The organism is Roseibium algicola (genome assembly GCF_001999245.1).
Lineage (GTDB): Bacteria > Pseudomonadota > Alphaproteobacteria > Rhizobiales > Stappiaceae > Roseibium > Roseibium algicola.
This window is the reverse complement of record NZ_CP019630.1, coordinates 477,727-502,341: the sequence shown is the minus strand read 5'-3', so window position 1 is coordinate 502,341 and position 24,615 is coordinate 477,727. Positions and strand designations below refer to the sequence as shown.

The following is a 24,615-nucleotide window of genomic DNA, read 5'->3' as shown; positions in this document are numbered from 1 at the left end:
GAACAGATGCGTGCCGTCTATTGTCCGGAAAGCCGGGACAGCAGCACGGCAACGCTTTTGACCTGAAACTTTTTCAGGAGCCGCGCGCGCACGTCTTCGACGGTTCTGGGCGAGAGTCCCAGAATGCGGCCCATCTCCTTGCTGGTCTGCCCTTGGGAAAGAAGCAGCAGGACATCGCGTTCGCGCGGTGTCAGCTTCGGCCCGGCGGCAGCATTGTCGATCAGGGCGAAACTCAGGACGATCCGCGCCAGCGGTGTTTCCGGCGTCAGGGTTCTTGCCCGGAACCGGCACCAGATAGGCGTTCCATCAGACCGGCGCATCAACCGCTCGTCCGTATAGGGCAGGGACCGGCGCAAGGGCTCCAGGCCAATGTCGCGGATCTGGTGAAATTCCTGATCCGTGCCGTAGAGCAGCCGGAAACTCTGCCCGATCAGCTGAGACTTCTTGAACCCGAACATTTCAACGAATGTCTGATTGCAGGCACGAATGATCCGGTTTTCGGTCAGCGCCAAACCCATGGGCGCGTTTTCGAAGGCCAGTTGGTCGAGGTCTGTCATGTTTCACCGTGTTCCTACGGTATTGGCACCGTAGTTTGACGGTAGCATAGTTCTCGTTGCTTTTACCAAGGGGAGGCTGAGACGGGATGGCGCTAGCAGACGACCTGATCAGGGAGATCGACGGAAGGCGCGAGGATCTGATCGCGTTGACCCAGGACCTCCTGCGCATTCCTACGCTCAACCCGCCCGGCGAGAACTACCGCGATATCTGCGATTATCTGCAGAAGCGTCTGTCCAGGTCCGGCTTCGACATCGAACTGATCCGGGCGCATGGAACGCCCGGCGACAGCGACAAATATCCGCGCTGGAACATCGTCGCGCGCCGGGATGGCGACCGGCCGGGCGAATGCGTGCATTTCAACAGTCATATCGACGTTGTCGACGTCGGCCACGGCTGGACAAAGGATCCGTTCGGCGGGGAACTTGTCGACGGCAAGATTTACGGCCGCGGCGCCTGCGACATGAAGGGCGGCCTTGCCGCCAGCATCGTTGCAGCCGAGGCTTTCCTTGCAGTCTGTCCAGACTTTGCCGGAGCTATCGAGATCAGCGGAACGGCCGACGAGGAATCGGGTGGCTACGGCGGCGTCGCCTATCTTGCAGGCAAGGGCTATTTCAGTCCGGATCGGGTTCAGCACGTCATCATTCCCGAGCCGCTGAACAAGGACCGGATCTGCCTCGGACACCGAGGAGTGTGGTGGGCCGAGCTGGAGACATTCGGAGAGATCGCTCATGGCTCGATGCCGTTCCTCGGAGATTGTGCTGTCCGGCACATGGGAGCGGTGATCGACGAGATGGAGCAGAGCCTGTTTCCGGCGCTCGCGCAAAAGCGCACCGAAATGCCGGTGGTGCCGGAAGGCGCGAAACAGTCGACACTCAACATCAATTCCATCCACGGTGGTCAATCGGAAGGCGATGCGGACTTTACCGGTCTTCCGAGCCCCTGCGTGCCGGACAGTTGCCGGATGGTGATCGACCGCCGGTTCCTGCTGGAAGAAAATATCGACGACGTGCAGGCGGAAGTCCTGGAAGTTCTGAAGACGGTTGAAGGACGGCGCGACAAGTTCCGCTACGACTTGCGGGAACTGCACAGGGTGCTGCCCACCATGACGGAAAAGGATGCACCCGTCGTGCGGACCGTCGCCAAGGCCATTGCCGAAACCATGGGCCGTGAAGCTGAATATGTCGTCAGCCCGGGTACCTACGACCAGAAGCATATCGATCGTATCGGCAAACTGAAAAATTGTATCGCCTATGGCCCGGGCATTCTGGATCTGGCACATAAACCGGACGAATATGTGGGAGTGGATGACATGCTCGATTCTGCGAAGGTCATGGGCCGTTCGCTGATCGAGCTGTTGGCAAGGCCTTGCGAAAGCAGCCTCAATAAAGGGGGAAGTCATGCGTTTGCGTAAGTTTGGATTGGGTCTGGTCAGTGCTTTGGCACTGGCAGCGAGCATGGGAATGGCCCATGCAAAGAGCGATATCGTGGTTGCCATGCAACTGGAACCGCCACATCTGGACCCGACTGGTGCCGCTGCAGGCGCGATTGATTCTGTCCTTTACTCCAACGTCTTCGAAGGCCTGACCCGCTTCGGTCCGGATGGTTCGGTCAATCCCGGGCTGGCCGAAAGCTGGGAGATTTCCGAGGACGGCAAGACCTATACCTTCAAGTTGCACGACGGCGTGAAATTTCACGATGGATCCGATCTGACGGCGGACGACGTCAAGTTCAGTCTCGATCGTGCCCGCGCAGACGACAGTCAGAACGCCCAGAAAGCGCTGTTTGCCGGTATCGAGAGCGTGGAAGTGGTTGATCCGCTGACCGTGAAGGTAACGCTCAAGGAGCCGAACGGCAGTTTCCTGTTCAACATGGCCTGGGGCGATGCGGTTATTGTCGCTCCGGAATCCATTGGCGATATCAAGAGCAAGCCGGTTGGAACGGGCGCGTTCAAGTTCACCGACTGGGTACAGGGCGACCGGATCGATCTGGAAAAGAACGCCGACTACTGGGGTGAACCGGCCAAGCTCGACAAGGTCACCTTCAAGTTCATTTCCGATCCGACGGCTGCCTTCGCGGCCGTGATGGCGGAAGACGTCAACGCCTTCGTCGGTTTTCCGGCGCCGGAAAACCTGCCGCAGTTCGAGGCCGACGCCCGCTTCCAGGTGCTGGTCGGCTCTACCGAAGGCGAGACCATTCTTGCAGCCAACAACAAGCTGCCGCCGCTGGACAACATCAAGGTGCGCGAAGCGATTGCCCACGCGGTTGACCGGCAGGCGATCATCGATGGCGCGATGTTCGGTTACGGCACGCCGATCGGCACGCATTTTGCGCCGCATAACCCTGATTACGTGGATCTGACGGGGAGCAGCCAGTACGATCCGGACCTCGCCAAGAAGCTGCTGGCCGAAGCCGGCTATGCGGATGGTTTCACCACCACACTCAAGCTGCCGCCGCCATCCTATGCTCGCCGGGGCGGGGAGATCATCGCCGCACAACTACGCGCCGTCGGTATCGAAACGGAAATCACCAACCTGGAATGGGCGCAGTGGCTTGAGCAGGTCTTCAAGGGCAAGGATTTCGGCCTGACAATCGTCAGCCATACCGAGCCGATGGATATCGGCATCTATGCCCGGCCGGATTACTATTTCCAGTATGACAATGCGGACTTCCAGAAGCTCATTGCCGATCTGACTGCGGAGAACGATCCGGCAAAACGCTCCGACCTTCTGAAACAGGCTCAGGAGACCATCTCGAGGGACTACGTCAACACCTACCTGTTCCAGCTCGCATTCCCAACAATCGCCGACGCCAAGATCAAGGGGCTCTGGGAAAACCAGCCGACCCAGGCAACGGATCTGACGGCGGTCTATTGGGAAGACTGACCCATACCGCAAAGCGGATGCTCGCGCCCGGTGTGCGGGCATCCACCTTCACTCCTTTCCTTTTGCCGGTATCTGACTGCCGATAGGCACGCGACGCGTTCATGCTGCAATATTTCCTGAAACGCCTTCTGTCCCTGGGGCTCAGCCTCGTGGCCGCGTCGGTGATAATCTTCCTGGCGCTGGAAGTGGTGCCGGGTGATCCGGCGTCCTACATGCTTGGCCTCAACGCCCAGGAAGACACGCTTGCAGCCCTGCGCGAGGAACTGGGCCTTGGCGGCAGCATCTTTGAGCGCTATGCAGCCTGGGCAGGTGGTCTTCTGGTCGGCGATTTCGGCACGTCCTACACGTATCGCACACCCGTTGCAGGCATGATCGCCGACAGGCTTTGGGTGTCTCTGCCGCTCGCAGTTTATGCGCTGGTGCTGAGCACCTTGATCGCTTTTCCGGCCGGTATCTGGGCTGCCTCGCGCCGGGGCTCCCACGCCGATGGCGCCGTCATGGGCGTGACCCAGCTCGGCATCGCCATCCCCAATTTCTGGTTCGCGATGCTGATGGTGCTGGTCTTTGCGATCAATCTGCGCTGGTTTTCCGCCGGCGGGTTTCCCGGGTGGGACGCGGGATTCTTCGCCGCCATGAAGGCGCTGACGCTGCCGGCCATCGCCCTGGCCCTGCCGCAGGCGAGCATCCTGACACGGGTCATGCGCTCCAGCCTGCTGGACACGCTGGGAGAGGACTTCATCCGCACTGCCCGTGCCAAGGGTCTCAGCAAGGGACAGGCACTCTGGCGTCATGCGGTGCGCAATGCCCTTATTCCGGTGCTGACGATCCTCGGGCTGCAATTCTCCTTCCTGCTGGCGGGCGCAATCATCATTGAAAACGTCTTCTTCCTGCCGGGCCTCGGCAGGCTGGTCTTTCAGTCGATCAGCGCGCGCGACCTGATCGTGGTCGAAAGCGTCGTGATGCTGCTGGTCTTTGCGGTCATCGTCGTCAACTTCACTGTCGACATGGCCTATGCCTGGGTCGATCCGAGACTGCGGAGGCGCCGTTGATGAGCGTCCTGTTCCACAGCCGCACACTGCTGCCAGGCGCCATTCTGACGCTTCTGTTCACGGCCGCCGCGCTTATCAGCCTCGTCTGGGTGCCGTATGACACGACAGTGCTCGATATCGCCAACCGCATGAAGCCGCCAAGCTGGCTGCACCCCTTCGGTACCGATCAGTTCGGGCGGGACATTCTCAGCATGATCATGGTCGGTGCGCGCACATCCATTGCCGTCGCCCTGGTGGCTGTCGGCATCGGCATGGCTGTTGGTGTGCCGCTCGGTCTTGCTGCTGCTGCCAGGAAAGGCGGCCTGATGGACGAGATCATCATGCGCGCCAATGACCTTGTGTTTGCGTTTCCAAGCCTTCTGATCGCGGTCATGATCACTGCCGTCTTCGGGGCGTCGGCGCTCAACGCCATCATCGCCATCGGCATCTTCAATATCCCGGTCTTCGCCCGCCTGACGCGGGGCGCCGCGCTGTCGCTCTGGAACCGGGAATACATTCTGGCGGCGCGGGTCGCGGGCAAAGGCTCGGCGCGTATTTCGCTGGAACACATCCTGCCCAACGTCGCCAATCTCCTGATCGTTCAGGGCACGATCCAGTTCTCTCTGGGCATTCTCGCCGAAGCGGGGCTCAGCTATGTCGGCCTCGGAGCACAGCCGCCGACTGCCAGTTGGGGGCGGATGCTGGCAGACAGCCAGACGATGATATCGCTCGCGCCTCATCTGGCGCTGTTTCCGGGCCTTGCCATTCTTCTGACGGTCCTTGGACTGAACCTGCTTGGCGACGGCCTGCGGGACAGTCTCGATCCGAAACTCAGGAGGGCCCGGACATGAGCCTTCTGACCATAAGGAACCTGTCGCTTTCCATTCACGGTCTTCAGATCCTCCGGAATGTCTCAATGGAAGTGGCGCCGGGCCGTATTCTCGGGGTGATCGGCGAGAGTGGATCAGGCAAGTCGATCACGGCCTTTTCCGTGCTGCAGCTGTTGCCGGGCGGCGCTTCCTGCACCGGTTCGATCAATCTGTCGGGCAAGGATATCCTGTTGCTCAGCGAAGCCGAAATGTGTGGCCTGCGCGGGCGGGATGTCGGCATGGTCTTCCAGGAGCCGATGACCGCGCTCAATCCGCTGAAGACCATCGGCGACCAGGTTGCCGAGACAATCCTGATCCACGAGCGCGTTTCGAAAGCCGAAGCAATGGTTCGCGCAGCGGATGCCCTGCAACGCGCGGAACTGCCGCAGGAACGGTTTCCGTTAAGCCGGTATCCGCACGAACTCTCCGGCGGTCAGCGCCAGAGAGTGGTCATCGCCATGGCCATTGCGCTCAAGCCCAAGCTGCTGATTGCCGACGAACCGACCACTGCACTGGATGTCACGACCCAGGCACAGATCCTGGAACTTCTGAAGCGTCTCGTCGCCGAGGACGGCATGGGGCTGATGCTGATCAGCCACGACCTCGCGGTTGTGGCCGACCTTGCCGACGATCTGGTGATCATGCGTCAGGGTGAGGTGGTCGAAAGCGGTCCGGCCAAGACGCTCTTCGGCAATCTGCAGCATCCCTATTCGCGTGCGCTGCTGGAAGCCTCCGCCCATGTGCCCGAACGCGGCAACGAAACGCAGGAGCAGCCTCTCCTGCAGGTGCGTGATGTCGTGCGCGATTATACCGGACATACACACGGATGGTGGGGCAAGACCACGCAGTTTCGTGCTGTTGATGGCGTCAGCTTCGAGATCCGCAAGGGCGAGAGCCTCGGCCTTGTCGGTGAATCGGGTTGCGGCAAGTCCACACTGACGCGGGCTATCCTGGGTCTGGAAGAAGTGCAGGGCGGCGAAATCCTGTTCGACGGTCTGCCTGTCTTCACCCATCACCACGCCAACCAGATCGTACGCCGGCGCATGCAGGTGGTCTTTCAGGACCCCTATGGAAGCTTTAATCCGCGCTGGCGGGTGGACAGGCTGATCACGGAGCCTTTCCATCTGCTCTCTGACCCGCCCAAAGGGGCCGAGCGAGACGCGGCAATTGCCGAAGCTCTTGAAAGCGTCGGTCTGAGCGCGGCGGATGCCCACAAATACATACACGAGTTTTCCGGTGGCCAGCGTCAGCGCATCGCAATCGCACGTGCGCTCATCATCAAGCCGGACCTGATCATTCTCGACGAAGCAGTTTCGGCGCTCGATGTGTCCGTTCGCGCCCAGGTGCTCGACCTACTGGCGGATCTGGCCGACAGGTTTGGCCTGACCTACCTCTTCATCAGCCACGATCTCAGCGTGGTCCGTTCGATAACGGATCGGGTGCTGGTGATGAAATCCGGCAAGATTGTCGAGCAAGGCCCGACGGACACGGTCTTCGACCGGCCGAACCATCCATATACACAACAACTTGTTGCTGCCGCACCGGTCCTTCCGGCCGGCATCCTTTAGGGGAGGAACCCATGACCCAGGAACTGGACCTTTGGTTCGATCCGGCCAAATGCCTGATCGGCGGAAAATGGGTGGATCCGGCAGGAGGCGGAGAACTGCCGCTCAACGATCCTTCGACCGGGGCACGCATAGGTGCGATTGCCCGCGGTGGAGCGACCGATATCGATGCAGCGGTGGATGCGGCCGAAGCCGCCATGGCAGGCGAGTGGGGGCGGACCAACGCCGCCGAGCGCGGCCGGTTCCTGTTTCGCCTGCGCGAGCTGGTGCTGGAAAAGGTCGATCATCTGGCGCGGATCGAATCCATCGACGTTGGCAAGCCGTTGAAACAGGCACGCGCAGACGCTGTCGCTCTTGCCCGCTATCTGGAATTTTATGGCGGGGCTGCAGACAAGCTCCATGGCGAGACAATTCCCTATCTCGATGGGTACACGGTCTACACCTTGCGCGAACCGCATGGCGTTACCGGGCATATCGTGCCCTGGAACTACCCGATGCAGATCATCGGCCGGTCTGTTGGCGCGGCGTTGGCAACAGGCAATGCCTGTGTGCTGAAACCGGCGGAAGACGCCTGCCTGACGGCGCTCGCCTTTGCCGATCTCGCCCGCCAGGCCGGTTTGCCTGACGGTGCGCTGAACGTGGTTCCGGGTCTCGGGTCGGAAGCCGGTGCGGCCTTGACCGCGCATCCGCGTGTCCACCACATCTCTTTCACCGGTTCGGTTGCAACCGGTGTTCAGGTGCAGACGGCGGCAGCCCGGAATGTCGTGCCGGTAACGCTGGAGCTCGGCGGCAAGTCGCCTCAGCTTGTGTTCGAAGATGCCGATCTGGATGATGCCCTGCCATTCCTGGTGAACGCAGGCATCCAGAACGCCGGGCAGACCTGCTCGGCTTCCTCACGCATTCTGGTGCACAGGTCTGTGTCCGATCAGGTGACCGAGCGCATGGCGGCTCGTTACGGTTCGCTGACGGTCGGACCTGCACTGAACGATCTCGATGTCGGACCGTTGATCTCGGCCAAGCAGAAAGACATCGTCTCAAGTTTTCTGGATCGGGGGGCGGACCTGCAAAAGGTGGCGGAAGGTGTGTTGCAGGACGCACCGGAAGGCGGGAACTACGTCTGCCCGACCCTTTTTGCCGGCGTTTCACCCGGCCACGTGTTGGCACGGGACGAGATTTTCGGCCCGGTGCAGGTGATCATTCCCTTTGACGACGAGGAAGAAGCAATCTCGATTGCCAATGGCACGGACTACGGCCTTGTCGCGAGCCTGTGGACCCGCGACGGTGCCCGCCAGATGCGGCTCGCCAAAAAGATCCGGACCGGCCAGGTTTTCATCAACAACTACGGTGCCGGTGGCGGTGTCGAGTTGCCGTTCGGCGGTATGGGCAAGTCCGGTCACGGCCGGGAAAAGGGGTTCGAGGCGCTTTACGGCTTCACCACGCTGAAGACCGTTGCGGCGTTTCACGGATGAACGCCCGGACGCTCAATTCGATGCGCGTACAAAGAACAATTGAATGTAGCTCCCCGATCCCGGCTCGCGCTTCGCTCAGCCGGGATGACGCTGGAGAGCAAGGAACCAAGATCGGGAGGTTTGCATGAGACTTGAAGGAAAGAAAGCGATTGTCACGGGTGGGGCCTCGGGCTTTGGTGCTGGCATCGTGCGCAAGTTCGCAGCAGAAGGCGCAAAGGTCATGGTCGCCGACCTGAACCTGGATCTTGCAGAGGAAATTGCCGCGGAAGTTGGCGGACTGGCCATCAAGACGGATGTCTCCAGCAATGACAGCGTCAGCCACTTGGCCGATGTTGCCTCCTCGCTGCTCGGCGGGGTCGATATCCTGGTCAACAATGCCGGCATCACGCATCTGCCCAAACTGATGCAGGACGTTACGGAAGAAGAGTTCGACCGGGTCCTCGCGGTCAATTGCAAGTCGGTCTATCTGACGGCGAAGCACTTCGTCCCGGCCATGACGGAAGCCGGCAAGGGGGCGATCCTGAATGTGGCTTCCACCGCAGGCCTCAGCCCGCGTCCCAGGCTCAACTGGTACAACGCCTCCAAGGGGTGGATGATCACCGCGACAAAGACGATGGCGGTCGAACTCGCCCCGTCGGGCGTACGGGTCAACGCAATTTGCCCGGTGGCCGGCGAAACGCCGCTTCTGAAAAGCTTCATGGGTGAAGACACGCCGGAAATGCGTGCCAAGTTCCTCTCCACCATTCCCATCGGCCGTTTTTCGACACCGGAAGACATGGGCAACGCGGCCTGTTTCCTGTGCTCGGATGAGGCGGGCATGATTACCGGGGTTGCGATGGAAGTTGACGGCGGACGCTGCATCTGAGGATTGATCAGCCTCGGCCGGATCATGTATCGACAGGTCCGAACAGATTTGCGCGACATCCAGACGGCCGAAGGAAGACGAGATCATGAAGCGATACACCGGTGGCTGCCTGTGCGGGAATGTCCGGTTCGTGGCTGAAGGCGAACCGTATCGGGTCGGCCTTTGTCATTGTCTTGATTGCCGCAAGCATCACGGGGCGCTGTTCCACGCCTCTGCTGTCTTTCCGCAGGATGCCGTAAGCCACGAAGGTGAAACGGGCGAGTATCGGGGGCGGTCTTTCTGTCCTCGGTGCGGGTCGTCCGTTTTTTCGCAAACGGGTGATGAAACCGAGGTGCATCTGGGAGCGCTGGACGCACCCGACCAGATGACCCCGACCTACGAACTCTGGACCATCCGCCGCGAAGCCTGGCTGCCGGAATTTCCGATTTCCAGACACTACGAGCGCGATCGGGAAAACGAGGGGCGCGAGGAGTAGAGGCATTCAAACCAGGGCCGCGTGCCAACTGGATGGCGAGAAGGCCCTGATTTGCCCATCACACCTCCGGATTTCGTTCACTAACACCTCGAAACCTGTAAGACTTCGCGCGCTCTTTCTTCCGGTTTGTGCATCTGCAACCGTTTGTGCTTTTACTGTGTGACAGGACGCCAAGGGGGCTGGATTCGGCCCCTTTTTGCTGCGCCATAACTCTCCCGATCAAATTTTTTCACGTTTAAATTCAGGTGAAAGATCCTGAAATCACTCGCTATTTCTACGCATGAAATGAATGCATTCAAAAAAATGAAACGTTTCATATTGACGTTGTAATTCGGCCGTGCTTTCAATTGTGCAGCCTGATAGCGCCCTTGGAATGGCGTGAGAGGTGCAGCCTTTTTGGGAGGAAAATCATGAAGTTATTGAAAATCGCTGCCGCGGCAGCGACCGGCCTCGCTTTGCTTGGTGGAACCGCTCTTGCCGACGACAAGCCGGTGGTGGGCCTGATCATGAAATCATTGGCCAACGAGTTCTTTCAGAACATGATGGTTGGTGCCGAGGAGCATCAGAAGCGCCGTGGCGACTATGAGCTCAAGGCCGTCGGCATGCAGAACGAGACCGACTTTGAATCCCAGATCAATGCGGTCGAAAACTTCATCACGCAGGGTGTGGACGCCATCGTTGTCGCACCGGCCGACAGCCGCGCCATGGTCCGTCCGCTGAAAAAGGCGATGGAAGCCGGTATCGTCGTGGTCAACTTCGACGTGGCGCTTGATGAGGAAGCCAAGAAGCAACAGGGCGTAGAACTCGCGTTCGTCGGTCCGGACAACCGGGGCGGTGCCAAGCTTGCCGGTGATGCACTGGGCAAGAAGCTGGGTGAGGGCGCAAAGGTTGTCATCATCGAAGGCAACCCGGGTGCGGACAACGCCACGCAGCGCCGCCTGGGCTTTGAAGACTCTGTTGCCGAGTACAAGCTGGACCTGCTCGACAGCCGGACAGCGCATTGGGAAACCGAAGAAGCCAACCAGGTCTTCGCCACAATGCTGACAGCGCATCCCGACGTTCAGGGCGTGATGGCAGCTAACGACTCCATGGCGATTGGCGTTGTAAAGGCACTGGAAAGCGCCGGCCGCACCGACATTGAAGTCATCGGTTTTGACAACATTCCTGCAGTCGGCCCGATGATCGAAGACGGTCGGATGCTGGCTACCGTCGACCAGTTCGGCACCGACATGGCGGCCAATGCCATCGACATGGCGCTCGACGTCGTTTCGACCGGTGAACAGCTGCAGGGCTGGGTCAAGACGCCGATCGAATTGGTGACTGCGAAGTAGGCAGTCTCAAGAACGCTCCCGCCCGGTCAGCTTCAGGGCGGGAGCTGTTTATCCATCAAAAAAACGACTGGACGCACCATGGCAGCAGCATCGCTTGCCGCAGCGCCCGCCGCTGCACCGGACCGTGCTTTCCTGACGGTCGAGGGTCTGAAAAAGCATTTCGGTGGCGTCAAGGCACTGGACGGGGTCAGTTTCTCTCTGGATGAAGGCGAGGTTCATGCGCTCGTCGGAGAAAACGGCGCTGGCAAATCCACCCTCATCAAGATCCTTTCAGGCGTGTTTCCCTACGACGCGGGACAGATCGCCCTGGCTGGCGAACCTTACCGCCCGATGAGCCCGCATGACGCCAAGGATCATGGCGTTCAGGTGGTTCATCAGGAATTCAACCTGCTTGAACACCTCACCATCGCCGAAAATATCTCCATAGAACATCTGCCGAAGAACAGCCTCGGTCTGTTGGACCGTAAGGAAATGAACCGGCGCGCGCGAAAGGCGCTGGATGCAATCGGACTGACGGATGTGGACGTCACCGCTCCAGTCCGCTCTCTCGGGATTGCCCATCGCCAGCTGGTCGAAATTGCCCGGGCGTTGCAGTCGAAAAGCCGGATCCTGATCCTGGACGAGCCGACCGCAACCCTGACGGAACGCGAGACCAGACGCCTGTTTGACATCGTTGCCGGTATCAAGGCGGACGGGGTCACCGTGGTATTCGTCTCGCACCACCTCGATGAGGTGTTTGCCATCTGTGACCGTGTCACCGTGTTTCGAAACGGCAAGACCATTGCGACCGATCAGATCAGCGAGACCACTCCGGAAGGTGTTGTGCAGCGGATGGTGGGGCGCAAGCTTGCCGCCGAACAGGACGAACAGCCCGATGGCCATGCGCTTGGCGCAAGCGCATTGAGGCTGGAAGACCTTCTGACCGTTGCAAATCCCGGGACAAACGGGGTTTCACTTGATTTGCGTTACGGCGAGATCGTCGGGATATCCGGACTTGTCGGGGCAGGGCGTACCGAAATCCTGCGCGGCATCTTCGGGATCGATCCGCTCAAGTCCGGCAAGATCTACCGTGATGGCGCGGAAGTACGCTTCAAGGGGCCGCGTGACGCCATTGCTGCGGGCATCGGTTTCGTCACCGAAGATCGCAAGGACGAAGGCCTCATTCTGGACATGCCCATTGCTGCCAACATATCGCTGGCCAACATGGGCTCGGTCTCGCGCAACGGGCTTTTGAAGCTGGCCGAGGAAACGCGCCAGGCCATCGCAAGCGCGGCTCGGCTGACCCTCAAATACGGACGGGCCTCGGATCCTGCCTCGAGCCTCTCCGGCGGCAACCAGCAGAAGGTTGTTCTGGCCAAATGGCTGGCGCGCAATCCGAAGGTGTTGCTGCTCGACGAGCCGACACGCGGTGTGGATGTCGGCGCCAAGGCGGAAATCTACGCCATTCTGAAAGACCTGGCCCGAGAAGGGGTTGCCTTGCTTGTCGTCTCTTCGGAAATGCCGGAGCTGATGACACTGGCCGATCGCATTCTGGTGCTTGCCGAACATGAGATCCAGGGCGAAGTGAAACGCCCGGATTTCTCTGAAGAAAACATTCTGAAACTGGCCTACGGGCAAACGCCGAGCGCCGGGGAAAACGACAAATGACAACCGAAACCTTGAGTGAAACGGCCGCCGCCGCACCGAAATTCTCCATCCGGACGGTGTTGCACAATGCGGGTATCGGCCTGGCCCTGCTGGCGCTGATCGTCTTTTTCTCGCTCTTCACCGAGCACTTTCTGACGCCGAACAACATCACCAACATCCTGACCCAGATCACCATCAACCTTGTGCTGGCCGTCGGCATGACTTTCGTGATCCTGATCGGCGGCATCGATCTGTCTGTCGGATCCGTCATGGCCTTTGCTGCCGTTGTTGCCGGCAAGGCGATTACCTTGCCCGGCTTCGGTCCGGCGGAGGCGATCGCGCTAGCCGTTGTCGCAGCCACCCTGACCGGCGTCTTCTGCGGCTTTCTCAACGGTGCCATAAGTGCCTATTGGTCGCTGCCGTCCTTCATCATCACGCTCGGCATGCTGAACATTGCCCGCGGTGCGGCGCTGCAGGTTTCCGAGGCACAGACCATCTATTCCTTCCCTTTCGCGTTCGAGGAATTCGGGTCCGCCATGGTTTACGGTGTGCCGGTAGTGTTCCTGGTGGCGCTTTTACTGGTGTTCATTGCCTGGTTCGTGCTGAACTTCACGGTCTTCGGCCGTCTGATCTACGGTATCGGCAACAACGAGGAAGCTGTCCGGCTGGCTGGTCATTCGGTGGCTCGCTACAAGATCGCGGCCTTCACCATCTGCGGTCTGACCGCCGGTATTGCCGCGGTCGTCTATATGGCACGCCTCAATATCTCCAGCCCGATTGCCGGCATCGGCTTTGAACTCAATGCCATTGCTGCCGTCATCATCGGCGGCACCAGCCTCAGCGGCGGGCGCGGATCGGTCATCGGGACGCTGCTGGGGGCCTTCATCATCGGTGTCCTCGCCAACGGGCTCATCCTGATCGGCCTCAGCGATTTCATGCGCCAGATGATCACCGGTGTCGTCATCATCGTTGCCGTCATCCTTGACTACTACCGTGCAAAGTACGCATCCAAATGAAACGCACAGCCCTTTTGAACCGCCACCTGAGTTTGCTTGTTGCTTCTCTCGGGCACCTGGACGAAATCGTTGTTGCCGATGCCGGTCTGCCTGTACCGGCCGGTGTGAAGGTGATCGACCTTGCCGTTACTGCAGGGGTGCCGAGCTTTCGCGAACTGCTGACCGCACTGAAGTCCGAACTCGTCATTGAGGGCGCCGTCTGGGCAGAGGAGGCATCTGCGGAACTGACCTCGTTGATGCAGCATGAAGTGGCTTCCTGGGCTGAGGAGACGGGTAAGGCGATTACCGTTTCAAGGCTTACGCACGAGGCTTTCAAGCACCGGATGCAAACGGCCAGGGCCGTGATCCGTACCGGCGAGGTGACCCCCTACGCCAACATCATCCTCATCAGCGGAGTTGCGTTTTGACGTCCGTTACCGTTGTCGGCAGCATCAATATCGATCTCACCAGCTATCTCGACCGCTGGCCGAAAATTGGCGAGACGATTTCCGTTCGCGAAACCGTCACCTCGCTGGGCGGGAAGGGGGCCAACCAGGCCGTCGCTGCCGCCCGTCTGGGAGCCAGTGTCAACTTCATCGGTGCCGTCGGCAGAGATGGCTTTGGCGCGGAAGCCGCCGCAGCCCTCAGGCCAGAAGGGGTTGCGATCCTTCTGGAGGAAATGACCAATACCGCAACCGGTCTTGCCTTCATTGATGTCGGACCTGACGGGCAGAACATTATCCGCCTCTCCGCCGGTGCAAATGGCAGGCTGTCACCGGAAAATGTCTCGAAATATGCAGATATCCTCCGCAAGAGCCGCGTCCTGCTTCTGCAGAACGAGATCGGTCTGGAAACATCGCTGGCCGCCGCGCGGATTGCCCGTGAGGCGGGTGCGCTGGTCATCATGGATCCGGCACCCGCGCCGGACCCTGCCTGGCCCCCTGAAGTTCTGTCCAGCTTTGATATCCTGACACCAAATGCGGGTGAGGCAGGCGGCCTGTTGGGAACAGAACCGAAAACACTGGCCGATGCACGCGAGGCGGCTGGTGCGTTGCGCAGCTTGGGCTTGCGCGGGGCCGTCGTCACCATGGGGGCAGACGGAGTTGCCTGGTCAATCGACGGCAGCACCGGCGCCTTGCCGGCGCCAAGGGTTCGCAGCATCGACACGGTTGCCGCCGGTGACTGTTTCAACGGTGCTTTTGCAGCAAGAATTGCCTCGGGCAATTCGATTGAAGATGCAATTTCGTTCGCCATGCAGGCGGCGGCGCTGGCAACAACCCGCAAGGGAGCGGCAACATCGTTGCCACGTCTGGACGAGATGGAGGCTTTCCCCGCCCAACGCATTGCCTGAATGCATTCATTTGCTTGATCAGATCACCGAGGAATGGTTCAAGGGGGCAACGCCTGGGGCGCGGGGAGAAACGCAAAACATGCCAACAATCAAAGACGTCGCACGCAAAGCCGGTGTGTCCGTTGGTACTGTCTCCCGCGTTCTGTCCAAAAACGAGTCGGTCAAGCAGCCCCTGAAGGAGCGCGTGCTCGCGGCTATGAAGGAGCTGGACTACAAGCCCAACCTGGCTGCCAGGGCATTGCGCACCAACAGCATCGACGTGATCGGCCTCGTGGTGCCGGATATCACCAACCCTTTCTTTTCCCAGCTCGCCAAGAACATCGAAATGGAAGCCGCCAAGCGGGGCCACTCCGTGATGCTCGCAAATTCCCATGACGATGCGGAAGCCGAGCAGACCCAGATCGCGGCATTGCTGGACAGGGCCGTGTGCGGGGTCATCGTGGTGGCAACCTCCGACGGTGGCCAGACACACAAGGCCGACGTGCCGATCGTTTCGCTCGATCGCCGCTTCGGTCCCTATCCGCTGGTCGCAACTGACCATTTCGACGGCTCTGCGAAAATCGCCGATCATCTCGTCGGTCTCGGCCATCGCCGCATCGCCTATATCGCCGGCCCGCAATCCATGGAAGTGGCCCGCCAGCGGCGGGAAGGCTTTGTTGCCCGGATCAAGGCCCTGTCAACGCCGGAAGATCCGATCACGCTTACTGTCCACGAAGGTCATTTCGATTACGACAGCGGCGAAGACATCGGCCGGTCAATCCTGAAAGACGCTTCCCAGGAGACCCGCCCGACAGCCATCGCCGCCGCAAGTGACCAGCAGGCCATCGGTGTCTTGCGTTGCGCCCGCGATCTGAAGATCGCCATTCCGGCGGATCTTTCCGTCACCGGCTTCGATGACATTGCACTGGCAGCTCTCGTGGTCCCGCGTCTCACCACCTTGCGTCAGCCCATTGAACAGCTGGCCGGGTCAGCGGTTGCAAGGATCTTTGCCGGGGAGGCTGCTGCCGACGAAGCGATTGCCGGGGAGATCGTGGTGCGGGAATCGACTGGCAATATCCCGAATTCCTGAGACGCATTGAACGGTTCCGGACCTGTATCCAGCCTGACATAAAAGACGATTTGCAGATCGATACCGTCATTTATTTCAAGCTTGAAATTTTAGGCTTGAAATAAATATCTCCCTGTGGTTCGCTGAGCATACCACAGCAGGGGAGGTTCGTATGCGGATTGCTTGTCTGGGCGGGGGACCTGCCGGTCTCTATTTCGCCATCTCGATGAAACTGCGAGACCCATCCCACGAGATCGACGTGATCGAGCGCAACCGCGCCGACGATACGTTCGGCTGGGGCGTGGTGCTCTCCGATGAGACCCTTCAGAACCTTGCGGTGAACGACGCCGTCAGCGCCAAGGCCATCGGCGAGAATTTCGCTTATTGGGACGACATTGCCCTTCATATGCGTGGAGAGCGTCTCGTCTCCACCGGGCATGGTTTCTGCGGCATCGGTCGCATGAAATTGCTGCTGCTCCTTCAGGAGCGCGCCCGCGAGCTCGGCATCAACCTGAAGTTCGAAACCGAAGTCGACAGCGCCGAGGATTATCGCAAGGACTACGATCTCGTAGTGGCCAGCGACGGTCTGAATTCCAAGACCCGCACGCTCTATCAGGACACGTTCAAACCTGACATCGATCAGCGCCTTTGCCAGTTCGTCTGGCTCGGCACGCATCAGAAATTTGCCGATGCCTTCACCTTCATCTTCGAGGAAACCGAACACGGCTGGGTCTGGGCGCACGCCTACCAGTTCGACGATGAAACGGCGACCTTCATCGTGGAGTGCACGCAGGAAACCTTTGACGCTTTCGGCTTTGGCGAAATGAGCCAGGAAGACAGCATCCGGACCTGCGAGGAAATCTTCAAGGATCACCTTGGCGGCCATCCGCTGATGACCAACGCCAAGCATATCCGGGGCTCCGCCTGGATCCGCTTCCCGCGTGTCCTGTGCGAGAAGTGGAGCCACGAGAATGTGGTTCTGCTCGGCGATGCTGCCGCAACGGCGCATTTTTCCATCGGTTCCGGCACCAAGCTTGCCTTTGAATCGGCAATTGCGCTCGCGGAATACCTGCACACCGAAGCGGATATGGCCGCTGCTTTCAAGCGCTACGAGGAAGGCCGGCGCCTGGAGGTGCTGCGTCTGCAGTCGGCAGCACGCAACTCGCTGGAATGGTTCGAACACGTCGAGCGTTATCTCCATCTCGATCCGGTCCAGTTCAACTATTCCATGCTGACCCGTTCCCAGCGCATAAGTCACGAGAACCTGCGTCTGCGGGATCCGAAATGGCTGGAATCGGCCGAGCGCTGGTTCATGAACCAGGCCGGCGTTTCCCCGAATTCTCCCGTGCGCGCACCCATGTTCACGCCGTTCAAACTGCGCGAGATGGAGTTGAAGAACCGCATCGTCGTCTCGCCCATGGCGCAGTACAAGGCCGTTGATGGTTCGCCGACCGACTGGCACATGGTCCATTACGCCGAGCGTGCCAAGGGCGGGGCAGGTCTCGTCTTTGTCGAGATGACCTGCGTCAGTGCCGAGGGTCGGATCACGCCAGGCTGTCCGGGGCTCTATGCGCCAGAACACGAGGCGGCCTGGAAACGGTTGACCGATTTCGTGCATGCCGAAACAGATGCCAAGATCTGTTGCCAGATCGGCCATTCCGGCCGCAAGGGGTCCACGCGGATCGGCTGGGAAGGCATGGACAAGCCGCTTCACGACGGCAACTGGGAACTTGTTTCCGCGTCCGCGATCCCCTGGTCAGACGGCAATGCCGTGCCGCGCGAGATCACACTTGCCGAGATGGACGCGATCAAGGCGGAGTTCGTTGCTGCAGCGGAAATGGCTGAGCGCGCCGGCTTCGACATGATCGAGCTTCATGCGGCTCACGGCTACCTGCTGTCGTCTTTCATTTCTCCGGTGTCCAACGCACGGACGGACGAATACGGCGGCTCACTGGATAACCGCATGAGCTGGCCGCTGGAGGTCTTCAACGCTATGCGCGCTGTCTGGCCTGATCACAAGCCGATGTCTGTTCGCATTTCTGCCTGCGACTGGGTGGGCGAGGAAGGCATCACGCCGGACGACGCGGTCGAGATAGCTCGCCGCTTCCGTGATGCCGGCGTCGATCTGGTCGACGTCTCCGCGGGTCAGACAACACCGAAGGCTCGTCCGGTCTATGGCCGCATGTTCCAGACGCCGTTCTCCGACCGTATCCGCAACGAGGGCGGGCTGCCGACCATGGCTGTCGGCAACATCTACGAGGCAGACCACGCCAACTCGATCCTTATGGCGGGCCGGGCGGATCTTGTTGCCGTCGGCCGTCCGCATCTGGCGGATCCGTATTGGACGCTGCATGAAGCAGCCAAGATCGGCGACCGGAACGCCACCGACTGGCCGTTGCCGTATCTCGCGGGCCGCGACCAGATGTGGCGTCTGGCCGATCGGGAAGCGGAGATGTTGAAAGTATGAGTGTCGCTTGCCGCCATATCCTTGTTACCGGTGGCGGCAGTGGCGTCGGCGCTGCCTGTGCCCACCTCTTCGCTGAAAAAGGCGCAAAGGTCACCATTCTCGGCAGGACGGAAGCAAGCCTTGCCGAACAGAAGTTGCCGTACCAGGTATGCGATGTAACCGATGCGCAGGCCGTCCAGGCAGCCGTTGCTGCCGCGCGGACGGTTAATGGTCCGGTTGATGTCGTGGTCGCCAACGCAGGGGCTGCCAGCAGCAAACCCTTTGCCCGAACCTCCGCGGAAGACTTTCAGGCCATGCTGGCGGTCAATCTCTTCGGCGTGTCGAATGTCTGGCAGGCTGTCCTGCCGGACATGAAGGCGAGCGGCTGGGGCAGGATGATCGCAATTGCCTCCACCGCCGGTCTGCGCGGCTATCCCTATGTAAGCGCTTATAGCGCCGCCAAACATGCTGTCGTCGGGCTGACGCGCTCGCTGGCGCGGGAACTCGCCAGAACCGGCATCACCGTCAATGCGATTTGCCCCGGCTTCATCGAGACGCCGATGCTGCATCGCTCCATTGACACGATTGTCGAAAAGACTGGCATGAGCCGGGAAGCCGCGGCTGACAGCCTGAAAGCGGACAATCCACAGGGACGCTTCATCCAGGTGTCGGAAGTGGCCGAAGCTGCGCTTTATCTGTGTTCTGATGGAGCGGTGTCCATCAACGGTCACGCGCTGACACTTTCGGGAGGAGAGCTGTGATGGCGGAAACCGCAGCGAAACAGGAAGCCCTGTCCAAGACGCGTTTGCGCCTGTGGCTGAAGCTGTTGAAATCCGTCAATGGCATCGAAGCCGAGATCCGCCGGAACCTGCGTGACCAGCATGGTACGACGCTGCCGCGGTTCGACGTCATGTCGGCGCTCGCCCGCTTTCCCGACGGATTGAAAATGTCGGAATTGTCCACGTTCCTGAAGGTGTCGAACGGCAATGTCACCGGCATTGTCGACAAGCTGACCGAGGAAGGTCTGGCCCTGCGTGTCGCCGTTCCAGGTGACCGGCGAGCCCAGGTGGCCCGGCTGACGCCGAAGGGCAGAGCCGCCTTCGAGGAACTTGCAACCCATCATGAAACCTGGATCGACGAACTGCTGGACGGCTGGTCAGCGGAAGACATCGCGGCGCTTTCGAGCCGCCTCGATCTGGTCCTGAAACGTCAAAGTCAAGAGGAGAGCGGCAATGCGAAGTGACGTGACGCATTTCAAGTGTGAGATCGCGAACGGCATTGCGCGGATCGCGCTCGACCGCCCTGAACGCAAGAACCCGCTGACGTTCGAAAGCTACGCCGAGCTGCGCGACTGGTTCCGGGATCTCGTTTATTCGGACGATGTCCATGCAGTGGTGATCCTGCCGAACGGCGGCAACTTCAGCTCCGGTGGCGACGTGCATGATATCATCGGCCCGCTGACGAAGATGAACATGAAGGAACTTCTGGCCTTCACCCGCATGACCGGTGATCTGGTGAAAGCCATGCTCAACTGCGGCAAGCCGATCATATCCGCGGTCGACGGCATTTGCGCCGGTGCTGGTGCCATCATGGCCATGGCGTCCGATCTGCGCGTTGCGACACCGGAGGCCAAGGTTGCCTTCCTGTTCAACAAGGTCGGCCTTGCCGGCTGCGACATGGGTGCTTGCGCGATCCTGCCACGTATCATTGGTCAGGGCCGTGCGGCGGAGCTGCTTTATCTCGGTCGTTCGATGAAGGCCGAGGAAGGTCATGCGTGGGGGTTCTTCAACGCGGTGGTGCCTGCGGGTGAGCTGGACCAGGCGGCCATGGACATGGCCGGCCGTATTGTTGCCGGACCGACCTTCTCCAACTCCATGACCAAGACCATGCTGGCGCAGGAGTGGTCCATGGGCCTGGATCAGGCCATCGAGGCGGAAGCCCAGGCGCAGGCAATCTGTATGCAGGGCAACGACTTCCGCCGGGCTTACGAAGCCTTCGTGAAAAAAGAAAAGCCGGTGTTCGAGGGCGACTGATGTCGGATAAATCTTTCCTCCACTGGCCGTTCTTCGAAGAAAAGCACTGGCGTCTCGCTGAAGAACTGGAGATCTGGGCAGGATCGCATCTGGCTCATGTTGACCATTCGGACACGGACGCAGCCTGCCGTCATCTGGTGACAGCGCTCGGTGATGCAGGCTTCCTGCAGCACAGCGGTGCCCCGGACGGCAAGCTGGATGTGCGCAGCCTCTGCCTCATTCGCGAAACGCTGGCCCGCCATGACGGCCTGGCGGATTTTGCCTTTGCCATGCAAGGCCTCGGAACCGGCGCAATTTCCCTGTTCGGAACGGACGAGCAGAAAGCCGAGTGGCTTCCGCAGGCGCGTACCGGCAAGGCGATCTCCGCCTTCGCGTTGACCGAACCTCAGTCCGGTTCCGACGTTGCCAATTCGACCATGACCGCCACCGACGATGGTGATGCCTATGTGCTCGACGGCGAAAAGACCTGGATTTCCAACGGTGGTATCGCCGACGTCTACACGCTTTTTGCAAGAACCGGCGAAGCACCCGGCGCAAAGGGTTTGTCGGCCTTCATCGTGACCCCTGACCTTGAAGGTTTCGAGGTTGTCGAACGCCTGGAAACAATTGCGCCCCATCCGCTTGCCACACTGCGTTTCACCGGCTGCCGCATTCCGAAAAAGAACATGATCGGCACGCCGGGCGCGGGGTTCAGGATTGCGATGTCTGTCCTGGACATTTTCCGCTCGACCGTCGCTGCCGCCGCCCTGGGCTTTGCCCGCCGGGCGCTGGATGAAGCGCTTTCACGGGTGACGACACGCGAAATCCAGGGCTCGCCGCTGTTCGACCTGCAGCTGGTGCAGGGGCATATCGCGGACATGGCGCTGGATGTCGATGCCGCAGCCCTGCTGATTTACCGTGCCGCCTGGACCAAGGACAGCGGCGCCCCCCGCGTGACGCGGGAAGCCGCCATGGCAAAACTCTTTGCCACCGACCAGGCACAGAAGGTCATCGACAAGGCCGTGCAGCTTCACGGTGGCGATGGTGTTCGCTCGGGCATGCAGGTCGAAAAGCTCTATCGCGAAATCCGTGCCTTGCGCATCTACGAGGGTGCGTCGGACGTTCAGAAGATCATCATCGCGCGCCAGACCCTTGGCGCCTTTCAGGGAGACTGATCCATGCTTGGTCCCTCCGCACACGTCGATACCTTTACCCGTGACAACCTGCCGCCGGAAGAAAGCTGGCCCGATTTCCTGCTCGATGGGTTTCAGTATCCCGAACGTCTCAATGCAGGCGTTGAGCTTACCGACAGGATGGTGGAACAGGGACTGGGGGATCACACCGCCCTGATCGGGAATGGCCGCCGCCGAACCTACAAGGAACTTGCGGACTGGACCAACCGGCTGGCGCATGCACTGACCGAAGATCTTGGTGTGAAGCCGGGTAACCGGGTGCTTATCCGTTCCGCCAACAACCCGGCAATGGTCGCCTGCTGGCTCGCCGCAACCAAGGCCGGTGCCGTTGTCGTCAACACGATGCCCATGCTGCGCGCGGGCGAACTTTCCAAGATCGTCGACAAGGCGGAAATCGAGTTCGCACTGTGCGACACGCGTCTCATGGACGAGATGGTCGCCTGTGCCAAGACATCATCCTTCCTGAAGAAGGTGATTGGCTTCGACGGCACGTCAAACCATGATGCGGAGCTGGACCGGCTCGCGCTGGAAAAATCCGTGCTCTATGACGCTGTCCCGACCGGACGCGATGACGTCGCCCTGCTGGGCTTCACGTCCGGCTCCACTGGCACGCCCAAGGCCACGATGCACTTCCACCGGGATTTGCTGATCATTGCCGACGGCTATGCCAAGGAAGTTCTGGGTGTCACACCGGACGATGTCTTCGTCGGCTCACCACCCTTGGCCTTCACTTTCGGTCTTGGGGGGCTTGCAATCTTCCCACTGCGGTTCGGCGCAGCAGCCACGCTACTGGAAAGCGCGACGCCGCCGAACATGATCGAGATCATCGAGAAATATAAGGCGACCGTCTGCTTCACCGCACCGACCGCCTATCGCGTGATGCTGCAGGCCATGGAGGAGGGGGCTGACCTTTCCTCGCTACGCGCCGCGGTCTCCGCAGGTGAAACTCTGCCGGGTCCCGTTTATGACGCCTGGATGGCCAAGACCGGCAAGCCCATGCTGGACGGGATCGGCGCTACGGAGATGTTGCATATCTTCATTTCCAACCGCTTCGACGACCACAAGCCTGCCTGCACCGGAAAACCCGTTTCCGGATATGAAGTCAGGATCCTCGATCAGGATGGCAAGGACGTCGCTCCCGGTGAAGTGGGGCGTCTTGCAGTGCGCGGTCCCACCGGATGTCGCTATCTGGCGGACGATCGCCAGGGGCAGTACGTGATCGATGGCTGGAACATCACCGGTGACAGCTTTTCCATGAGCGAGGATGGCCATCTGCACTTTGCCGCCCGCAATGACGACATGATCATCTCCGCCGGCTACAACATTGCAGGCCCGGAAGTGGAAGCGGCACTGCTTGCACACCCTGCTGTCCAGGAATGTGCCGTCATCGGTGCGCCGGATGAGGAGCGCGGTTCCATCGTGCAGGCCCATGTGGTTCTTGCTGCTGGGCACGAAGCCTCAGGCGACCTTTCCAAGGCATTGAAAGATCACGTTAAAGCGACGATCGCGCCTTACAAGTATCCACGCTCGATCATCTTTGCGGACGCCTTGCCGAAAACAGAAACCGGCAAGATCCAGCGCTTCCGGCTACGTCCGGACGCCTGACCAGACCCTCGCGTGGGGCACGCGGGACACTAAAAAGACAAGCCCCTTGCTGACCGTGCCGCGATAACGAAGCACGGCGGTCCAAACTAAAAAACCGAATGGGAATAGCAGGTCACAAGACTAAGAGGAGCAGCATATGAAATTTGTAACAATGGCGGCCGCAGCCGCTCTCGCACTCGGCCTTTCCAGCGCCAACGCGGAACCGGTGAAGGTCGGCATGATTACCACTCTGTCTGGTGGTGGTGCAGGCCTTGGCATCGATGTGCGCGATGGCTTCATGCTGGCTGTAAAACAGGCCGGCAACACGGATCTGGAAGTGGTGATCGAGGACGATCAGCAGAAGCCGGACATCGCCGTGCAGCTGGCCGACAAGATGATCCAGTCGGAAAAGGTGGACGTCCTAACCGGTATCATCTGGTCGAACCTCGCCATGGCCGTGGTGCCGTCAGCAACCGCGCAGGGAAAGTTCTACCTGTCGCCGAACGCAGGCCCGTCCGCGCTGGCCGGCAAGGGCTGCCACCCGAACTATTTCAACGTCGCCTGGCAGAACGACAACCTGCATGAAGCTGCCGGCGCCTATGCCAATTTCGAAGGCCTGAAGAACAGCTTCCTGCTTGCGCCGAACTACCCGGCCGGCAAGGACGCGCTGACCGGTTACAAGCGCATGTACAAGGGCGAGTTCGCGGGCGAAATCTACACCAAGCTGGGTCAGACCGACTACGCGGCTGAAATCGCGCAGATCCGTGCCTCCGGTGCAGACAGTGTCTATTTCTTCCTGCCGGGCGGCATGGGGATCTCCTTCCTGAAGCAGTACAAGGACTCCGGTGTCGACCTGCCGGTCATCGGACCCGCTTTCTCCTTTGATCAGGGCATTCTGCAGGCCGTTGGCGATGCGGCACTTGGTGTCAAGAACACCAGCCAGTGGAGTAAGGACATCGACTCCCCGGCCAACAAGGCCTTTGTTGAGAGCTTCCAGGCCGAGTACGGCCGCCTGCCGTCGCTTTACGCTTCGCAGGGCTTCGATACCGCCAATCTGCTGCTGTCGGCCATGGCCAAGGCGGACGTGAAGGATGCTGACGCGTTCCGCGCGGCGCTGGAAGAAGCCGATTTCGCTTCCACTCGTGGTGGCTTCAAGTTCGGTCCGAACCATCACCCGATCCAGGACATCTACGTCCGCGAAGTCATCAAGGAAGGTGACGTCTACACCAACAAGATCATCGGCAAGGCCTTGACCAGTCATGCGGATGCCTACTGGTCCGAGTGCAACATGTAAGGTATTGACCCAAAAGCCGGTGCG

The 24,615-nt window shown here is 60.2% G+C and carries 22 protein-coding genes; 21 read left to right on the top strand and 1 reads right to left on the bottom strand.

What is annotated here, in order from left to right; genetic code table 11:
• Positions 1 to 17: 17 nt before the first annotated feature.
• Positions 18 to 557, bottom strand: coding sequence for a PAS and helix-turn-helix domain-containing protein (locus B0E33_RS31335; RefSeq protein WP_077290327.1), 540 nt, complete (start codon positions 555 to 557; stop codon positions 18 to 20).
• Between the two features lie 86 nt (positions 558 to 643).
• On the opposite strand from B0E33_RS31335, the gene B0E33_RS02440 reads away from it, so the two are divergent.
• From B0E33_RS02440 to B0E33_RS02340, 21 genes are all read left to right on the top strand, one after another.
• On the top strand, positions 644 to 1,969 hold the full coding sequence (locus B0E33_RS02440; RefSeq protein ID WP_022997676.1) for an acetylornithine deacetylase/succinyl-diaminopimelate desuccinylase family protein: 1,326 nt from the start codon (positions 644 to 646) through the stop codon (positions 1,967 to 1,969).
• Positions 1,956 to 3,440 carry an ABC transporter substrate-binding protein gene (locus B0E33_RS02435; protein WP_077290326.1) on the top strand — a complete coding sequence of 495 codons (1,485 nt, stop codon included), beginning with the start codon at positions 1,956 to 1,958 and terminating at the stop codon, positions 3,438 to 3,440. Before B0E33_RS02440 ends, B0E33_RS02435 begins: the two co-directional genes overlap by 14 nt.
• Before the next feature lie 101 nt (positions 3,441 to 3,541).
• Positions 3,542 to 4,489 (top strand): ABC transporter permease, encoded by a 948-nt coding sequence (locus B0E33_RS02430; RefSeq protein ID WP_077290325.1) that lies wholly within the window; start codon positions 3,542 to 3,544, stop codon positions 4,487 to 4,489.
• On the top strand, positions 4,489 to 5,319 hold the full coding sequence (locus B0E33_RS02425) for an ABC transporter permease (protein WP_022997673.1): 831 nt from the start codon (positions 4,489 to 4,491) through the stop codon (positions 5,317 to 5,319). Before B0E33_RS02430 ends, B0E33_RS02425 begins: the two co-directional genes overlap by 1 nt.
• Complete coding sequence (locus B0E33_RS02420; protein WP_077290324.1) at positions 5,316 to 6,905, top strand: ABC transporter ATP-binding protein; 1,590 nt, start codon at positions 5,316 to 5,318, stop codon at positions 6,903 to 6,905. The genes B0E33_RS02425 and B0E33_RS02420 overlap by 4 nt, the downstream gene beginning before the upstream one ends.
• An 11-nt stretch (positions 6,906 to 6,916) precedes the next feature.
• The gene (locus tag B0E33_RS02415; protein ID WP_077290323.1) at positions 6,917 to 8,371 is read left to right on the top strand and encodes an aldehyde dehydrogenase family protein; all 1,455 of its coding nucleotides are present in this window, start codon (positions 6,917 to 6,919) and stop codon (positions 8,369 to 8,371) included.
• 124 nt (positions 8,372 to 8,495) lie between these two features.
• Positions 8,496 to 9,236 (top strand): SDR family oxidoreductase, encoded by a 741-nt coding sequence (locus tag B0E33_RS02410; protein WP_022997670.1) that lies wholly within the window; start codon positions 8,496 to 8,498, stop codon positions 9,234 to 9,236.
• 85 nt (positions 9,237 to 9,321) lie between these two features.
• A complete protein-coding gene (locus tag B0E33_RS02405) occupies positions 9,322 to 9,711 on the top strand; it encodes a GFA family protein (RefSeq protein WP_077290322.1) in 390 nt (129 codons plus the stop codon).
• Positions 9,712 to 10,121: 410 nt separating this feature from the next.
• On the top strand, positions 10,122 to 11,042 hold the full coding sequence (locus B0E33_RS02400; RefSeq protein WP_022997667.1) for a sugar ABC transporter substrate-binding protein: 921 nt from the start codon (positions 10,122 to 10,124) through the stop codon (positions 11,040 to 11,042).
• A gap of 78 nt (positions 11,043 to 11,120) precedes the next feature.
• Entirely contained in the window at positions 11,121 to 12,689 is a 1,569-nt protein-coding gene (locus B0E33_RS02395) for a sugar ABC transporter ATP-binding protein (protein ID WP_077290321.1), read from the top strand.
• On the top strand, positions 12,686 to 13,684 hold the full coding sequence (locus B0E33_RS02390) for an ABC transporter permease (RefSeq protein ID WP_055659123.1): 999 nt from the start codon (positions 12,686 to 12,688) through the stop codon (positions 13,682 to 13,684). Before B0E33_RS02395 ends, B0E33_RS02390 begins: the two co-directional genes overlap by 4 nt.
• Positions 13,681 to 14,091: a D-ribose pyranase gene (rbsD, locus tag B0E33_RS02385; protein WP_077290320.1), complete on the top strand. Its 411-nt coding sequence runs from the start codon at positions 13,681 to 13,683 to the stop codon at positions 14,089 to 14,091. The genes B0E33_RS02390 and rbsD overlap by 4 nt, the downstream gene beginning before the upstream one ends.
• A complete protein-coding gene (gene rbsK, locus B0E33_RS02380; RefSeq protein WP_077290319.1) occupies positions 14,088 to 15,014 on the top strand; it encodes a ribokinase in 927 nt (308 codons plus the stop codon). Before rbsD ends, rbsK begins: the two co-directional genes overlap by 4 nt.
• 79 nt (positions 15,015 to 15,093) lie before the next feature.
• A complete protein-coding gene (locus B0E33_RS02375) occupies positions 15,094 to 16,083 on the top strand; it encodes a LacI family DNA-binding transcriptional regulator (protein WP_075284489.1) in 990 nt (329 codons plus the stop codon).
• A gap of 151 nt (positions 16,084 to 16,234) precedes the next feature.
• Entirely contained in the window at positions 16,235 to 18,529 is a 2,295-nt protein-coding gene (locus B0E33_RS02370) for a bifunctional salicylyl-CoA 5-hydroxylase/oxidoreductase (RefSeq protein WP_077290318.1), read from the top strand.
• The gene (locus B0E33_RS02365) at positions 18,526 to 19,269 is read left to right on the top strand and encodes an SDR family NAD(P)-dependent oxidoreductase (RefSeq protein WP_077290317.1); all 744 of its coding nucleotides are present in this window, start codon (positions 18,526 to 18,528) and stop codon (positions 19,267 to 19,269) included. Before B0E33_RS02370 ends, B0E33_RS02365 begins: the two co-directional genes overlap by 4 nt.
• A complete protein-coding gene (locus tag B0E33_RS02360) occupies positions 19,269 to 19,751 on the top strand; it encodes a MarR family winged helix-turn-helix transcriptional regulator (protein WP_055659133.1) in 483 nt (160 codons plus the stop codon). Before B0E33_RS02365 ends, B0E33_RS02360 begins: the two co-directional genes overlap by 1 nt.
• Positions 19,741 to 20,541, top strand: a complete 801-nt coding sequence (locus B0E33_RS02355) for an enoyl-CoA hydratase family protein (RefSeq protein WP_055659135.1) — start codon at positions 19,741 to 19,743, stop codon at positions 20,539 to 20,541. The genes B0E33_RS02360 and B0E33_RS02355 overlap by 11 nt, the downstream gene beginning before the upstream one ends.
• Positions 20,541 to 21,695, top strand: coding sequence for an acyl-CoA dehydrogenase family protein (locus B0E33_RS02350; protein ID WP_077290316.1), 1,155 nt, complete (start codon positions 20,541 to 20,543; stop codon positions 21,693 to 21,695). Before B0E33_RS02355 ends, B0E33_RS02350 begins: the two co-directional genes overlap by 1 nt.
• Positions 21,696 to 21,698: 3 nt before the next feature.
• A complete protein-coding gene (locus tag B0E33_RS02345) occupies positions 21,699 to 23,318 on the top strand; it encodes an AMP-binding protein (protein ID WP_077290315.1) in 1,620 nt (539 codons plus the stop codon).
• A gap of 136 nt (positions 23,319 to 23,454) precedes the next feature.
• Positions 23,455 to 24,591, top strand: coding sequence for an ABC transporter substrate-binding protein (locus B0E33_RS02340; RefSeq protein ID WP_055659142.1), 1,137 nt, complete (start codon positions 23,455 to 23,457; stop codon positions 24,589 to 24,591).
• Positions 24,592 to 24,615 lie beyond the last annotated feature (24 nt).